A 16,713-nucleotide genomic window follows, 5' to 3' on the forward strand; every position below is an offset into this window, starting at 1 on the left:
TGAATATTTAGTATAAAATTTACATTATGATTGTCATTTTTCATCTTAACATTGTGGATATTTGCCATTTATGATTAAATTTTCAGGCTAAATTCTAAATCATTCCGGTTTTTCATTTCCACTGCTTTTTAATTAGCTTTGGCATTCCAAAAATCATAAAGATACATACTATATGGATTACGATTTAATTGTTATTGGTTCGGGCCCGGGCGGCTATGTTGCCGCTATACGCGCGGCGCAATTGGGTTTAAAAACCGCTATTGTCGAAAAAGAATCACTTGGGGGCATTTGCCTTAACTGGGGTTGTATCCCTACTAAAGCTTTGTTAAAAAGCGCCCAGGTTTTTGAATATTTAAACCACGCTGCAGATTATGGTATTAAAACCAGCGGCGGCGAAGTTGATTTTGAAAGTGTTGTAAAACGTAGCCGCGGCGTAGCCGATGGCATGAGCAAAGGCGTTCAATTTTTAATGAAGAAAAACAAAATTGATGTTATTATAGGTTACGGTTCGCTTAAAACAAAAGGTACCGTATCTGTTAAGATCGATGATGCTACTACTAAAGATTTTACAGCTAAACATATTATACTGGCTACAGGTGGCCGCTCGCGCGAGTTACCAAACCTTAAACAGGATGGTAAAAAAGTAATTGGTTACCGCCAGGCTATGGTATTACCGCAGCAACCTAAATCAATGGTTGTGGTAGGTTCTGGCGCAATTGGTATCGAATTTGCTTATTTTTATAACGCTATAGGTACAAAAGTTACCGTGGTTGAGTTTTTAGATAACATTGTTCCGCTTGAGGACGAAGAAATATCAAAAGGCCTTTTACGGAGCCTTAAAAAGCAAGGTATCAATATCATGACCAGCTCTACTGTTGAATCTGTTGATACCAACGGTGAAGGCTGCAAGGTAAACGTTAAAACTGCTAATGGCAACGTTGTTTTGGAAGCTGATATTGTATTATCTGCAATAGGAATTTCTACCAACATTGAAGGTATTGGCCTTGAAGAGAACGGCGTTAAAACCGATAAAGGCAAGGTGTTAGTTGATGATTTTTATAAAACAAACGTTGATGGTGTTTACGCCATAGGCGATATTGTTAAAGGCCAGGCATTGGCGCACGTTGCATCTGCCGAAGGTATTATCTGTGTTGAAAAAATTGCAGGTAAAAGCCCCGAGCCGTTAGATTATAACAACATACCGGGTTGTACTTATTGCATGCCCGAAGTTGCCTCTGTTGGTTATACCGAAAAAGCCGCTAAAGAAGCAGGTTACGAAGTTAAAGTTGGTAAATTCCCATTCTCTGCATCTGGTAAAGCAAGTGCTGCAGGCGCTAAAGATGGTTTCGTTAAAGTTATATTCGATGCTAAGTACGGCGAGTTCCTTGGCGCGCACATGTTGGGCCTTAATGTAACCGAAATGATAGCAGAAGTGGTTACCGCGCGTAAACTGGAAGCTACCGGTCATGAAATTATAAAATCGGTACACCCTCACCCTACTATGAGCGAGGCTGTTATGGAAGCTGCTGCCGATGCATACGGCGAAGTGATCCACTTATAATATTAGTAGAATTTTATAACCCATAGTATAAGGGTGGCATCACATTTGTTTATCAATTGATGCCTTACATACTAAGGCCGTCCCGGTAATATCGGGACGGCTTTTTTATTACTTGTATACCTATGGAAAACAAAAACAGTACCCGCAAACCTCTACGCGATAGCGCATCGCTTAGCCCCTGGCAAAAGGAATCATTTACACTTGATAACGCGGCCGATATATTCGCCGAAGGCACTTTATATGATGCCCTGGTAATAGGCGGCGGCATAACGGGCTTAACTACTGCGCTGCTGCTTCAAAAACAAGGCAGGCAAACTATACTTGCCGAAGCCCATACTATTGGCTTTGGTACTACCGGCGGTACAAGCGCCCACCTCAACACATTTTTTGATGCCACTTATGCCGATGTTGAAAGCGATTTTAGCGAAGAAGCGGCCAAACAATTAGCAAACTGTGGTAAAGAATCTTTCGTGATGATTGAAACGTTTGCTAAAGAATACAATATTGACTGCGATCTGGAATACAAGGACGCTTACCTGTATGCCGAAACCAGCGATGAGGTAAAAGCTTTAGACGAGATCTTTGCAGCATCACAAAGGGCAGGTATTGACGTTACCGAGGCTAAAGAAAACGGGGTGAGGGTTCCGTTCAAAAAATCTATTCTGTTTAAAAAACAGGGACAATTCCACCCATTGAAATATATATTCGGTTTGGCTAAAGCTTTTGTAGAGGCTGGCGGGGTTATCATAGAAAATACGTTCATCCGCGAAACTTCTTATGCAGATGGCGTACATTCCGCCAGGGCTGATGCTGTAACGATTAAAGCCCAAAACCTGGTTTATGCTACCCACCTGCCGCCGGGTATTAATGTAATCGATTTCAAATGTGCACCCTATCGCAGTTATGTTTTGGGCATTAAATTAAACGATGAATCAGATTATCCTGATGCTCTATCGTACGATTCTAAAGACCCTTATCATTATTTCCGTACCCATAGCATCAATGGCCAAAAACACCTACTACTGGGCGGCGAAGATCATAAAACCGGCCATGCCGACCCCGATGCTGCTTTTGAGGCATTGGAAAAATATGCCCGGGAATATTACGACATAGCTGATGTTACCTTTAAATGGTCGTCACAATACTATATCCCGTCAGACGGGTTACCCTACATTGGCCAAATGCCTGCCGGCGACGATCATGTTTACATTGCCACCGGCTATAACGGCAACGGGATGATGTTTGGCACCATAGCAGGCAAAATAATAAGTGACAGCATCTTGGGTAGAGAGAACGCTTATACTAAGCTATTTAACCCTTCACGTATAAAACCGGTTGCGGGCTTTATGGATTTTGTGAAAGAGAATGCCGATGTAGCCTATCATTTCATCGCCGACAGGTTTTCGGCCGAAGATATTCATTCCTTAAAAGATTTAAAGGCGGACGATGGCATTATCGTAAAATATAACGGCGAAAAGCTGGCTATATACAAAGATGCTGAAGGTAAGATAACCGCCTTAAACCCGGTTTGCACGCATGCTCATTGTATTGTAGGCTTTAACCACGCCGAAAAAAGCTGGGATTGCCCTTGTCATGGTGGCAGGTTTGACATCGATGGCAAAGTACTCACCGGCCCGCCAAGAAAGGATCTGCAAAAAGTGAATATAACTTAAGTGATATTATTTAACCACCGCGTACACTGAGGTTTTACACAGAGGGCACAAAGATGAAAAATCTCTGTGCCCTCTGTGAATTACAAATTATAATTCCTTTGTGACCTCTGTGGTTAAAATCGCCATCAAGCCTTACTTTATATACTCTTTATCTAAAAACACATATCTTCCCCCTAGCTGTGCACTTTCCTTTTCCAAGGTTGTTTTTACATCTATATTTATAAAGCTTACCGGGCCGCCTTTTATATTAGCGTTCCATTTTGGTAAAGCTGCTCCGTTAGGGTTACCGGTTTTTATAAAGTTGGCAAAATAGCTTTCCATCGTTGTAGATACCTTATAGTCGGCAGGCGTCCAGGCGTAGGTGGTGTTGGTTGCCAAATTCCCCATCGCGTATTCAATTTCTGATGCATGTGATGCACCAACATATGGTTCCGGCTGTTTTTTTACTTCAGGTTTAGCATTGTTATCCCCTTTTATTATTCCGTCTGCAAGGCCTGCTTTCGCATTACCCATCTTGGCCGTCATCGGTGGCCGTGGTTTCGAGAACAGGTAACGGTAAACAGGTTTGCCACTTGATAAAGCATGTGCATCAGCCCATTTCCAGGTGCTGTATACGATGAAACGATCGCTCGCTAATTCGGTAGCCGATCGGATAACTTCTTCCGGCGTATTGCCTGGATACAGCTTCATAACTTCATCGGCTTTTTCGCCATACAGGGCCTTTACCTTTTTGGCATAATTTTCCGGCGTTGGGGCATCGCCGCCCAATAGCGCCTGGTATGGTATCTCTGCCGAATTCCAACCGACTAACAACGGTACTTTTGCCTGTTCGCCGGCCGCAAATGATTCAGCCGGGCTTTTGGTTAAAAAATAACCATCAATAGTAGCCAATTGCATTGATGGAACTCCCGGTTTAGCGGCTTCATCAAGCAGTTTATCTGCAGGTATCTCACGCAGTTCCTGCAATGATTTTACGCCCGCCATTCCGGCAAATTTCAATCCGTTATTTTCACCTTCCGCAAGCGGAACAGGGGCAAGTGTTGGTTTTATCATAGCGCCGCTTTCGCCTATAGCGCCCGCAATTAAGTTTTTAGATAGTGGCGATACCATTTGTGCCGATACCGCTATAGAGCCCGCAGATTCGCCCGCAATGGTCACCCTATTGGGATCGCCGCCAAAGGCTGCAATATTTTTTTGTACCCAACGCAGGGCGGCAGTCTGGTCAAGCAATCCATAATTACCTGATGAATGATGCGGAGATTCTTTGGTCAATTCGGGATGAGCCATAAAACCAAATACACCCAGGCGATAGTTTACCGTTAAGGCAATTATCCCCCTTTTAGCCATGCTTTCGCCATCGTAACGTTCTTCAGAACCATCACCTGCAACAAATCCACCCCCATAAAAATAAACTAATACAGGCAATTTTGTTTTAGATGGTTTTGCAGGCACCCAAACATTCAGGTACAGACAGTCTTCACTCATCCCCTGCGAACGAAATTTCATATCGCCAAAAACATTCTTTTGCATGGGGTTATAACCAAATGCATCACATTTACGCACACCTGTCCAGCTATTAACCGGCTGTGGTTCTTTCCAGCGTAATTCGCCAATAGGTGGCTGTGCAAAAGGGATACCCTTAAAACTGTTCACTCCCGATTTCTCTTTTACGCTTTCAACAATACCGGTTTCAATTTTTACCTGTTTGCCTGTTTGTGCGAAAGCTGTTATACAGGTGAATTGTACCAGCAGAAAAAATGTTATTTTTTTCATGAAATATGTTTTATAATTGGTTGGTGTTTGAATGATGAAATTAGTAAAATTTATTCACCATGCAATTTATTGTGTCTTTTTGACATAATGAATTAAATTTGTTACACTACACTCCTATGAAAGCTACTATCACCATTGAATATTGCCCTAAATGTAACTGGATGCTTAGGGCCGCCTACATGGCGCAAGAATTGCTAAGCACTTTCAGCGACGACATATATGGGGTAACCCTACAACCCAGCGAAACAGCAGGTAAGTACAGTATCCGGATAGATGAAGTTGTAGTGTTTGATCGTAAGGAACAAGGCCGTTTCCCCGAGATAAAAGAGTTGAAGCAACTGATACGAGATGTGGTTTGCCCCGAAAAAAGCCTTGGCCATTCGGATAGAAATGTAACATAAATACTATGTCTGCATATTATGTCGTACAAATTTGTTTATGTAACTTTGTGGACTATATTTATAGATGCTATCCAAAAAAACTAAATACGCGATAAAGGCGCTGGTAGTCATGGGCAAAAACATGGACAAGCCACCCATGCAGATCTCAAGGATCGCCGAGCTGGAAAAAATCCCTAAAAAGTTCCTGGAGCAAATACTGCTCGATTTACGGAACGCTGGTTTCTTATACAGCAAAAAAGGCGCAGGCGGCGGTTACAGCCTCAATAAAGATCCCCGGGAAATTTTCCTGGTTAACATTATGCGTATAACCGATGGGCCAATAGCCATGGTTCCATGCGCAAGCCTTAACTTTTATCATCGTTGTGATGAGTGCCACCAGGAACATACCTGTGGTATACGCGATGTATTTATTGAAGTGCGTGATGCTTCGCTAAAGATATTATCTGAAACAAGTATTGCAGATATTATAGGCCGAGAAACAACACTGATCAGCAATGATTAGGTAGTTTAACGCTCAATATTAATCCGGGTAATTTAGAATGACAGGGGCTTACCTACTCGTCGTCGTTAAGTTTTTCCGATATATTCTTGATTGATTCATCAAGCAACGATGCTGATTTATGCAGATGAGGTTCTAACTGTTCATACTCTTCCAGCTTATTCTCGCTATTTTTTAGGATATCCATAATACCCAAAATATTGGTCAGGTATTTTCTAACCTCGTGCGAATTGATAAAGGCCAATTCTTCCCTCTTAGCAGCAAATAGCAGCTTTTCGTAATGCCTTTTCTGTTTAACGTTACGGTATATCAGTGCTATGGCAACAATGCTTAAGGCCGCTACAAGCACCATAAATATCAGCCAAAGCCGCTCGCGCTTATAAGCCTCGGTACGCTGAATGTAGGAATTTTCAGTTTCATCAATTTTCATCTGCGATGAAATATTACCTACCTGGGTTATTCTTAAATTATTCTCCTGCGATTCTTTTAAAGCCAGTTTAAAATTGTCTGCCGCCAGCTTGGTATTACCTTTCCTTTCGGCAATTTGTGCCAGCAGCTCATATAAATGAAACCTAATTTCGGGGTGGTTATCATCAACTATATTGGCAAGCAGCTTATTCACAGTTTGCCTTGCCGAATCCAGCTGCCCGCTTTTGAAATAGGCATCGGCTAAATGTTGGTTATCTAAATCGCTGGGAACGTATTTTTTATCACCTTTTAAATCCTTTATTTGTTTTATAGCTGCCGTATAATCGCGTTTAAGTAACCTGAGATAATAGCTTGTGCGCAACCGGTAGGTATGTATTTTATACGATTTACTATCCAGGGCTTCTAACTTATTATGATATATCTTTAATGAATCATAGCTTTTCATCCGGAAATAATTCTCAGATTTATTATATAAAATTACAGCCGTAAGCTGCTCTTTTCTCAATGGGCTTTCCGTTTGTAACAATGCTTCCGCCTGGTCCAGATAGTTGATAGATTGATTGTAAAACCCAGATTTATAGTATAGATCTGAAATATTAACATCTAATAAGATTTGGAGTAAATTATCCTCCATTATCAAGGCCTCCTTTTTGGCCATACGATAGTTATATATCGCACCCGTAAAATCACCCTCGTCAGTTTTTATAAAACTTAAATGACTTAAAAATTGATACAGTAAATAATGGCCGTTATTTTTTCGGGCCACCTGTATGGCCTTTAACATATATACTTCAGCGCTCTTCAGATCGTGGTTTTTGTTCTGGTAAATACTTTCAATAAAGTAGCCGAAAGCCTCTTTGTCTGGCAGGTTGTATTTTGTAAACAAACGCTGAATGGTGTCCTTGCCGGCAACTATTTGGGGCAGTTCTGCATTCTGAAAATAGCTCTTAATGTACTTTATCAGCCGTTTTTGCTGTGTCAGCCTGTCTTCCTGCTGAATTATATTAATAAGCGTATCTTGTTGAATGCTTATCTGTGTGGCATGCAATGTACTTGTAATTAGGAAAATAAAAGCTATATTAATACCAAGCTTTTTAAACATGCACATGTTTTTCTTATAAATTTACATTAGGAAAGCGTAAAAACAAACATTTGGTTACTAATATTTTTACACCTAGCAGACAATAACAAGTAAGAAACTTAATTAACAGTCAAACTTTTCCAACAATTTCAACAGGGTTTCAAAATCCTTAGGATATGGCGCGTGAACAGTTATATCATTACCCGAAGGTAGCTTAAAGCTTACCTCATAGGCATGAAGGGCAAAACGTTTCATAATAGGCAGTTCTTCCTGATCTTTACCCAAAATGTATTTACGTTTTATCTTGGAAAGAAACACAGGCTGGCCCTTATACATTTCATCTCCGGCTATTGATGCTCGCTGTGTAGCAAGGTGAATACGGATCTGGTGCATGCGGCCTGTAACCGGGCGGCACTCTACTAATGTATAATGCTTAAAATATTTTAACGACTGAAACCAGGTTTCGGCACGTTTACCTTCCTGGCGGCTAATAGTTACGTTGCCTTTGCCTACATTAAGGATAGGGAGATCGATTAGCAAACTCTCAAAAACATGCGTACCATCAATAATTGCATGGTAAACCTTCTTCACCTTACGTTTCTCAAACTGCATTGATACCGTGCGGTAAGCTTCGGGGTTTTTAGCCATTATAAGCGCGCCCGAGGTTTCTTTATCCAGCCGGTGGCATATCTGTGCATCATCGGTGTATTGCTTAGCCAGGCGCAGCATATTGATCTCGCCGCCCTCGCGCTCATCCAACGAACTGATGAACGGTGGCTTGTTCACCACAATTATATCATCATCCTCAAATAGTATCAGGTCGGCAAACTTTGGAAACTTCATAGCCGGCAAAAATACGGTTAATTAAATTAATTGCAGTATTGCCTCACCTAAATCCTCTGCAAAGAAGAAGACTTGAAGTCTCTCTCTTCCCTCTCTGGTTTGGAGGGAGTCGGGGTATGGCTTTAAAACAAATTTAACCTGCTCATGTTAAATAGCTAGTAATCATCTACCTAAATAAAAAACCATGAGCAAAAATAAAACACAACCCGAAGAAAAAGGCTTTTTTGAAAAGATAAAAGAAACCATTGAAGAGTTTTGGGAAGGCACCAAAGAAACCGCCGAAGACCTGAAAGACAAAGCGGAAGATAAAATTGACGATCTGAAAGAAAAGGTATCTTCCAAAAAAACAACGGTTGCTAAAAAAGCCACAACCGAAAAGGCATCAGTCGCCAAAAAGAGTGCTGCTACTACAGAAGAGGCTAAAAAAGAAGTAGCCAATATTAAAGAAACGGCCGCTGCTAAAGCAAAAACCGTTACCGATAAAGCTAAAGCTACTACAGCCGCCGCAAAAAAGACCGCCGATGATGTAAAAGCAAAGGCTGCAACCAAAGCTAAAACGGTTACCAACAAAGCTAAAACAGAAGTTGCCGCGGTTAAGAAAGCAGCCGCACCTAAAGCTAAAGCTGCAGCTGCAAAACCTGCCGCAACAGCTAAAAAGAAAACTACTAATGCTAAATAATCAGAGTGCTATTAAACGAAAACGGCCCCGATTGATCGGGGCCGTTTATTTATGCTTCAAATTTGTAGCCTACTCCTTTTACGGTAGATACGCAGTCGTCACCAAGTTTTTCGCGTAACTTACGTACGTGCACATCAATAGTGCGGTTGGTGACTACTACAGAGTCTTCCCAAATATTTTTTAATATCACCTCGCGGGTGTAAACTTTACCGGGCTTTGAAGCCAACAGGTATAAAAGTTCAAATTCTTTTTTAGCTAATACTACCTTAACACCTTTTTTATAAACCAGGTATGCCTCACGGTCAATCACCAGGTCACCAATTTCTAATTTGTTATCGGTAATCTCTTCTGGTGGTGAATTACGGCGAAGAATGGCATTTATACGGCTAACCAAAGCACGGGGCTTTATTGGTTTCGCTATATAATCATCTGCACCAACGTTAAAGCCGGCAATTTCTGAATACTCTTCGCTGCGAGCGGTAAGAAAAACCATAAAGGTGTTCTTAAACTCGGGCATGGTACGCATAATACGGCAAGCCTCTATGCCATCCATTTTTGGCATCATTATATCTAAAACGATAAGATCTGGCTGGGTCCTTTTAGCTTCGGCAACTGCTTCCTGTCCGTTACGGGCAGAATATACCTGGTAACCTTCTTTTTTTAGATTATACTCTATCAGCTCTAAAATATCCGGTTCATCGTCAACAATTAATATCTTTTGTTTACTTGTACTCATGTATATTTAATTTTGCATAAAAGTATAAGCTTAATAGAAGCTTATGGTTAAGTCAATATTAACAAATTGTTAAATACCACCATAAGTTAACCTTTAATTGAGGTTATTTAAATGTTTTCTTTAAAAATTCTTCAAGATCAGCGCCTGTAACATTCTTTGCAACGATAACTCCCTGCGGGTCAAGTATAAAATTTGAGGGGATAGCTTCTATACGATAAAGCCTCTCTGTGGGGCCTTCAAACCTTTGCAGATCAGACACATGCGCCCAGCTTAAACCATCGGCATTAACAGCTTGCTGCCAGTCTTTTTTCTCCGTATCCAACGATATCCCTAAGATATTAAAGCCTTTATCCTTGTACATTTTATACTGTTTAACCACGTTGGGGTTTTCCTGCCTGCAAGGGCCGCACCATGATGCCCAAAAATCGAGCATCACGTATTTGCCTTTATAGTCTGATAACTTAACCTGCTTGCCATCAATACTTGCAATGGTAAAATCAGGCGCTTTGTGGCCTACCGATATTGGTTTTGCAGCAGCCATTTGCTTTAAAAAGGTTTGTACAGCAGGGTTATCCTTAAAATCGTCCTTAATATCATCTGCGTAAGCAACTAATTGCTGCTCGTATTTATACTGATCAAGAGATGTTGCCGCATAGAAACCCGCAAGCGACTTTTTGTTCTGATCAACAAACTTTAAAACCTCTGCGCTGTAATCGGCGATGTTCTTCTGAAACTGCGGCATATAAATTTTAAGCAACGAATCAGATTCTTTACCTAAGGCTGCAGACTTAGCGGTATACTCATCAGATAGTTTACTGTTTTTGCCACCGTATAAGTTACTGATCTTGTTAAACTCCTTTATTTTTTCGGATGTTTCAGAGCCACTTATCTCATAATCGTGATTCAGGTTAGCAACATCGGTTTTGAAAGTTATGGCATCGCCGTTTTTGGCGACTATATCGTAAATATTGCCGCCAATACGTAACTTGTATAAGTTGGCATAGGGAGCAGAATGCTTAAACTGAAACTCGTTATTAGCGCCAAGTGTAGTTGAATCAATAATACTTACCTGGTTGCTATCTGCTGCCAGCAGGTATATCTTTTTAATGCTCCCGGCATTATCCAGCTTGCCCGATATACTGAATGTGGTAGATTCTTTGCAGGATGCAATAAAAAACACTGCCAAAAATGCAAGGCAGGTAACAATACGATTTTTCATATCTTATTTAGATTCTAATTCTTTTATTAAAAGCTGGTTGGTTTTCTGCGGATCTATTTTTCCTTTCGAAAGTTTCATTACCTCGCCCATGAACAAGCCTAAAACGCCCTTTTTACCCTTTTGGTATTCTACTACCTTATCGGGATATTTAGCTAAAGCAGCACGGATAAACCCTTCAACCTCGCTTGTATCTTCGCTGATCAGCAGATTTAATTCTTTAGCCAATTGGTCGGCGGTTTTGCCATTTCCTTTCAGCATTTCCGGGAATATTTTTTGAGCTGCTACAGAGTTATTCACTTTGCCATCATCAACCAACTTTATTAACCCGGCCAGGTTTTGGGGCTTTATACCAAAATTACTGATACCGATATTATTATCGTTAATATACGACCGTACCGAACCCATTACCCAGTTTGCTGCCGATTTGTAATTATTGGTATATTTTATCAGTTCTTCAAAGTAGGCGGCAAACTCTTTGTCGGCTATAATAACACCGGCATCATAATCAGATAAGCCCAGCTTTGTAGTGTACTTTTCAAGAAGTTCGTTAGGCAGGGCCGGCATATTACTGCGGATATCTGCCAGGTAAGCTTCGTTCAATTGTACAGGCATCAGGTCAGGTTCGGGGAAGTAGCGGTAATCGTTCGCCATTTCTTTTGATCGCAGCACCGATGTTTCGCCGGTATCGGCATTAAAGTTAAGCGTGTTTTGATCTATATGGCCACCGTTCTCAATCACCTCTATCTGGCGGGCAAACTCATGCTCAATAGCACGCTGCACGTTACGGATAGAGTTCAGGTTTTTCACCTCGCAGCGATTGCCATAAGCAGCAGCACCTTTTAAGCGTACTGATATGTTGGCATCGCAACGCATACTGCCTTCTTCCATATTACCATCGCAAATATCAAGGTAACGTAATAAACGACGGATCTCGGTCAGGAACTGCCCCGCTTCTTCGGCGCTACGCAGATCCGGTTCTGATACAATTTCTATCAGTGGCACCCCTGCCCTGTTCAGGTCAATAAGGGAAAAATCGTCGTGCTGATCGTGTGAGCTTTTGCCTGCATCATCTTCCATATGGATGTGATGGATGGCTATATTTTTTGATATGCCATCGGCCAGCTTTACGGTAACATTACCGCCAAGGCATATAGGCTGCTGATCTTGCGTGGTTTGGTAACCCTTTGGCAAATCGGCATAGAAATAATTTTTACGTGCAAAGGTGTTTTGCAGGTTGATTGTGCAATTACAGGCTAAGCCCATTTTTACAGCGTACTCAACCATTTTTTTGTTGATGCGCGGCAATGTGCCGGGATGCCCCAACGAAACCGGACTCACATTATGATTAGGTTCGGCGCCAAAGGCGGCCGAATCTGATGAAAATGCTTTACTTAAAGTAGATAATTGCGCGTGTACTTCTAATCCAACAACCAACTCGTACTTATCACTCACGCCGCTTTGTAGAACTGCCATATCGTATATTCAGCTGTTATTCAGCATTGATCAAACATGCCAAATATAGTGTTATATGTTATTTTTCATAGCTATTTTTTAAAAGCAATATTCAATTGTCATATATGCATTACCGAGTATCACATGTTATGTGTAAATCTTTTTATTAAACCTTCTGTTAAAAGGGCCGTCTGTTTAAATAAGGGCATGCAATTTGCCTATGCAGAAACATAATTTAGAAGATACCATGAAAAAAATGATCTTAGGGATGCTGGCAAGTTGCTTTATACTTGCTGCATCTGTTACCCAAACCAAGGCTCAGGTAAGTGTTAACCTTAATGTTGGCATCTGGAACCCGCCTGCAGAATATGCTGATGCTAATTATTATTACTTACCTGATGTGGATAGTTATTACTACGTTCCTACCCATCAATATGTATACTTATTAGGTGGGCAATGGGTTTTCAGACGTTCGTTGCCACCGCGTTATAGTTATTATAATATTAACGATGGCTATAAAGTAGCGGTTTATCGCCCAAGGGCATACCGGTATTATCGTAACGACCGCGTACACTATGCACGTTACAGGGGCGTAAAAAATGTGATCGTTCGCGATCGTTATTACAGCCCGCGAACAAGAGTTGTTAATCGTACACACTATGTTAACAGGCCACACACAAGAGTTGTTAATCGCACACGGGTTGTAAACAGGCCACACACAAGGGTAGTAAACCGTACCCAGGTTGTAAACAGACCATCACATACAAGGGTGAGAACTGTTAGTCATGTTAATCGCCAACCACATGCAAGGCCACAAGGCCATGGCGGCGGTGGTAACAAAGGCCACGGTGGTGGTAAAGGCCATCATTAATCATAATTTGATAATATATTTATAAAAGAAAGACTGCTTTGCAAGCGGTCTTTCCTGTTACAGGGCAACTATATTATTTAGATATTAAACATTTATAGGAGTTATATGTCTATAGCTTGTGTGTGTTATAATACACACTTAAATACACACTTAAATTTTATTTGAAGAAACCATGAAAAAATTACTTTTAGGATTGTTTGCAAGTCTTTTTGTACTTGCGGCATCCGTTAACCCGGCCAAAGCACAAATAAGTGTTAATTTAAACATTGGCAACTGGACACCGCCCGCAGCGTATTCGGATGTTGAATATTATTACCTGCCCGATGTAGAAAGCTATTATTATGCACCCAAAAGGCAGTTTGTTTATTTAGATGGTGGCCACTGGGTGTGGAGAAGCTCGTTACCTGCACGATACAGCAGCTACCGGATAGAGAATGGGTACAAGGTAGCCGTGAACAGGCCAAGGGCTTATACTTATTTTGAAACCGATCGCGTTAGGTATGCTAAATATAAGGGATCAAACAAAAAGATGATCATACGCGGTAACTCTTACAATGCGCACAATAAAGTTAAGTACGTAAAAGTTAAAGGGAACAATGGCAATGGCAAAGGCCATGGTCAGGGCGGCGGAAAAGGTCACGGCAAACACTAATTTCAAATATTATATAAACAAGAAAGACCGCTTTATGAGCGGTCTTTCTTGTTTATATAATATTAATACTACTGTACGAAGCTTTTTGCTTTAGCTAAGGCATTATCAATACCACTTACATCGCTGCCGCCGGCAGTGGCGAAGAATGGTTGTCCGCCGCCGCCGCCTTTAACTTCTTTGGCAAGTTCTTTAACGATATTACCCGCATGCAGGCCTTTCTCTTTCACCAAAGTCTCGTCTATCATTACCGTTAGGCTTGGTTTGCCGTTGATATTAGCAGCCAAAACCAAAAACAGGTTCGGAACAATATCTTTTAAATTGTAAGCCAGGTTTTTAATGGCATCCGCGTTTGGCAGCTCCACCTTTTGGGCGATGAAGTTGATACCGTTGATATTTTCAGCTGTTTTAGCCAGATTATCTTTTAAGCCTGATGCTCTTAACAATACCGCTTTCTCCAGTTCCTTTTTCATGCGGTTGTTATCCTCAATGAGGCTTTCAACGCTTTTAGGCAGGTCAGCAGGGTTTCTAAGCAACTCTTTCAATTTCTTCACCAACCGGCCTTCTTCCTGGATATAATTTAGCGAATTGTAGCTGGTGATAGCCTCGATACGGCGCACACCTGCTGCTACGGCGCTTTCGCCTGTTATTTTAAAGAAACCGATCTCGGCAGTGTTTTGTACGTGCGTACCACCACAAAGCTCTTTACTAAATTTATCGTCAAATGTTATTACGCGTACAGAATCACCATATTTTTCACCGAACAAAGCGGTAACGCCGCTTGCAATGGCATCATTGTACCATACACTGCGTTGTTCTTTCAGTGGGATGGCTGCGCGTACTTTTTCGTTAACAATGCGTTCCAGCACTTCTATCTCATCATCGGTAACTTTTTGGAAGTGCGAAAAATCGAAACGCAATTGGTCAGGGTTAACCAATGATCCTTTTTGATTTACGTGTTCGCCTAAGGTTTCTTTCAAAGCGGCATGCAATAAGTGCGTAGCCGAGTGGTTAGCATTGGTCATGATGCGTTTGCCCATATCAACGTACGCCATAAAACGGGTTGGCATAGGGTTTGGCAATACCCACTCTGCCGGGCCATCCTGCGTGTAATAAGGCGCAAGTGTAGCATAATGAATGATGAGGCCGTTTTCTTTTTTGGTATCGGTAACGTCAAACATCAGGTTGCCTTTGGTTTCATCGTACCATTCGCTCACTAAGCTACCGGTATCACCAACCTGGCCACCGCCTTCGGCGTAGAATGGTGTACGGTTCAAAACGATTTGATACTGTTCTTTACCCTGTGCGGTTACTTTACGATATTTCAGGATGTCACAATCGGTTTGTATTTCATCGTAACCTACAAACTCGGTGTTATCGCCACCGCGAAGCACTACCCAGTCGCCTGCACTTACTGCAGTGGCAGCACGTGAACGGAGTTTTTGGGTTTGAAGGGCTTTTTCAAAACCTTCAATATCAACCGAACCACCAATTTCACGGGCCATTAATTCAGTTAAATCTATTGGAAAGCCATAAGTATCTGATAATTCAAAAGCTGTAGCACCGGAAACAAGTTTATCCCCACCCGATGTTACTTCTTTAAATTTCCTGATACCAGCAGATAATGTCCTCAGGAAGGAAACTTCTTCCTCTAAGATCACCTTCTGTACAAAATCTTTTTGATTATATAATTCATCAAACACACCTTTAAACTGATCTGCCAGTAAAGGCACCAGCTCATTAAAGAACGGTTCTTTAAAATCTAATGTTTGGTAACTGTAACGTACGGCCCTGCGTAGTATCCTGCGGATAACATAGCCTGCTTTATTACTTGCAGGCAGCTGCCCATCAGCAATGGCAAAGCTAATGGCACGGATATGGTCGGCCAGTACGCGCATGGCTACAGCATCAGCCCAGTCAACATCGCCCGGTTTAGCCGCGCTGTTATACTTTTTGCCGCTTTTCTCCGCGATGAATTGGATCATCGGCTGGAAAACGTCGCTATCGTAGTTAGAGGTTTTCCCTTGCAGCACACGCACCAAACGTTCGAAACCCATCCCGGTATCTACGTGTTTGTTTGGCAATGGCTGTAAGGATGTATCCTTTAACCTGTTAAACTGCATAAACACGTTGTTCCAAATCTCGATAACCTGGTCGTGGTCAGCATTAACCAGCGTAGCGCCACTAATCTCGGCACGCTCATTATTGGGGCGGCTATCGAAATGGATCTCTGAACACGGTCCGCAGGGGCCGGTTTCGCCCATTTCCCAAAAGTTATCTTTTTTATTACCGGGAAGGATGTGTGCTTCGTCTACATACTGTTTCCACAGGTTGTAGGTTTCGGTATCTTTTTCAAGCCCTTCTTTATCGTCGCCTTCAAAGTAGGTTACGTAAAGGCGTTCTTTAGGTAGTTTGTAAACCTCGGTCAGCAGCTCCCAGCTCCAGGCAATGGCTTCTTTTTTAAAGTAGTCGCCAAAACTCCAATTGCCCAGCATTTCAAACATGGTGTGGTGATAGGTATCAATACCCACCTCTTCCAGGTCATTATGCTTGCCAGACACGCGCAGGCAGCGTTGCGTATCGGCTACGCGCGGCGCTTTTGCAGGTGCTTCACCCAAAAACACATCCTTAAACTGGTTCATCCCTGCGTTGGTGAACATCAGTGTGGGGTCATTTTTAACAACAATGGGTGCGCTTGGCACAATAATGTGGCCTTTAGAAGCGAAAAAATCAAGAAAAGCCTGGCGTATTTCTATAGCGGTCATAGTAATAAATAGATTGCAAAAGTGTGAAATTTTACGGAGTTTATTTTACATAATCATACACTTTGTCTATACAAAATTATGC

Annotated in this window: 14 protein-coding genes; 7 read left to right on the top strand and 7 right to left on the bottom strand. The window is 41.8% G+C overall.

Annotation, left to right across the window (positions count from 1 at the left end):
- Positions 1-172: 172 nt before the first annotated feature.
- Both lpdA and NPE20_RS05685 read left to right on the top strand, forming a co-directional pair.
- On the top strand, positions 173-1,561 hold the full coding sequence (gene lpdA, locus NPE20_RS05680) for a dihydrolipoyl dehydrogenase (RefSeq protein ID WP_256537640.1): 1,389 nt from the start codon (positions 173-175) through the stop codon (positions 1,559-1,561).
- A gap of 122 nt (positions 1,562-1,683) precedes the next feature.
- On the top strand, positions 1,684-3,234 hold the full coding sequence (locus NPE20_RS05685) for an FAD-dependent oxidoreductase (RefSeq protein WP_256537641.1): 1,551 nt from the start codon (positions 1,684-1,686) through the stop codon (positions 3,232-3,234).
- A 132-nt stretch (positions 3,235-3,366) separates the two neighbouring features.
- On the opposite strand, the gene NPE20_RS05690 is transcribed toward NPE20_RS05685, so the two are convergent.
- On the bottom strand, positions 3,367-5,007 hold the full coding sequence (locus NPE20_RS05690) for a carboxylesterase/lipase family protein (protein ID WP_256537642.1): 1,641 nt from the start codon (positions 5,005-5,007) through the stop codon (positions 3,367-3,369).
- Between the two features lie 116 nt (positions 5,008-5,123).
- Between NPE20_RS05690 and NPE20_RS05695 the strand changes: the two genes are divergently transcribed.
- Together NPE20_RS05695 and NPE20_RS05700 are read left to right on the top strand one after the other, a co-directional pair.
- Complete coding sequence (locus NPE20_RS05695; RefSeq protein WP_256537643.1) at positions 5,124-5,408, top strand: Rdx family protein; 285 nt, start codon at positions 5,124-5,126, stop codon at positions 5,406-5,408.
- Positions 5,409-5,472: 64 nt separating this feature from the next.
- Positions 5,473-5,910: an RrF2 family transcriptional regulator gene (locus NPE20_RS05700; RefSeq protein ID WP_256537644.1), complete on the top strand. Its 438-nt coding sequence runs from the start codon at positions 5,473-5,475 to the stop codon at positions 5,908-5,910.
- A gap of 52 nt (positions 5,911-5,962) precedes the next feature.
- Here the strand turns inward: NPE20_RS05700 and NPE20_RS05705 are convergent, their stop codons facing one another.
- Complete coding sequence (locus NPE20_RS05705) at positions 5,963-7,438, bottom strand: tetratricopeptide repeat protein (protein WP_256537645.1); 1,476 nt, start codon at positions 7,436-7,438, stop codon at positions 5,963-5,965.
- 102 nt (positions 7,439-7,540) lie between these two features.
- Positions 7,541-8,260 carry an RluA family pseudouridine synthase gene (locus NPE20_RS05710; protein ID WP_256537646.1) on the bottom strand — a complete coding sequence of 240 codons (720 nt, stop codon included), beginning with the start codon at positions 8,258-8,260 and terminating at the stop codon, positions 7,541-7,543.
- Positions 8,261-8,444: 184 nt separating this feature from the next.
- On the opposite strand from NPE20_RS05710, the gene NPE20_RS05715 reads away from it, so the two are divergent.
- Positions 8,445-8,939 (top strand): hypothetical protein, encoded by a 495-nt coding sequence (locus tag NPE20_RS05715; RefSeq protein ID WP_256537647.1) that lies wholly within the window; start codon positions 8,445-8,447, stop codon positions 8,937-8,939.
- Positions 8,940-8,988: 49 nt separating this feature from the next.
- Here NPE20_RS05715 and NPE20_RS05720 read toward each other — a convergent pair whose 3' ends face one another.
- The 3 genes from NPE20_RS05720 to gatB all read right to left on the bottom strand — a co-directional run bounded on the left by NPE20_RS05720 (position 8,989) and on the right by gatB (position 12,367).
- Positions 8,989-9,675: a response regulator transcription factor gene (locus NPE20_RS05720; protein ID WP_256537648.1), complete on the bottom strand. Its 687-nt coding sequence runs from the start codon at positions 9,673-9,675 to the stop codon at positions 8,989-8,991.
- A 103-nt stretch (positions 9,676-9,778) separates the two neighbouring features.
- On the bottom strand, positions 9,779-10,894 hold the full coding sequence (locus tag NPE20_RS05725) for a redoxin domain-containing protein (protein ID WP_256537649.1): 1,116 nt from the start codon (positions 10,892-10,894) through the stop codon (positions 9,779-9,781).
- 3 nt (positions 10,895-10,897) lie between these two features.
- Positions 10,898-12,367 carry an Asp-tRNA(Asn)/Glu-tRNA(Gln) amidotransferase subunit GatB gene (gatB, locus tag NPE20_RS05730; protein WP_256537650.1) on the bottom strand — a complete coding sequence of 490 codons (1,470 nt, stop codon included), beginning with the start codon at positions 12,365-12,367 and terminating at the stop codon, positions 10,898-10,900.
- Between the two features lie 199 nt (positions 12,368-12,566).
- Between gatB and NPE20_RS05735 the strand changes: the two genes are divergently transcribed.
- Positions 12,567-13,217: a hypothetical protein gene (locus NPE20_RS05735; RefSeq protein ID WP_256537651.1), complete on the top strand. Its 651-nt coding sequence runs from the start codon at positions 12,567-12,569 to the stop codon at positions 13,215-13,217.
- Between the two features lie 172 nt (positions 13,218-13,389).
- A complete protein-coding gene (locus NPE20_RS05740; RefSeq protein ID WP_256537652.1) occupies positions 13,390-13,869 on the top strand; it encodes a hypothetical protein in 480 nt (159 codons plus the stop codon).
- Positions 13,870-13,937: 68 nt separating this feature from the next.
- Here the strand turns inward: NPE20_RS05740 and alaS are convergent, their stop codons facing one another.
- Positions 13,938-16,631 carry an alanine--tRNA ligase gene (alaS, locus tag NPE20_RS05745; protein ID WP_256537653.1) on the bottom strand — a complete coding sequence of 898 codons (2,694 nt, stop codon included), beginning with the start codon at positions 16,629-16,631 and terminating at the stop codon, positions 13,938-13,940.
- Positions 16,632-16,713: the final 82 nt, after the last annotated feature.

The organism is Mucilaginibacter aquariorum, assembly GCF_024498135.1.
Classification (GTDB): Bacteria; Bacteroidota; Bacteroidia; order Sphingobacteriales; family Sphingobacteriaceae; genus Mucilaginibacter; species Mucilaginibacter aquariorum.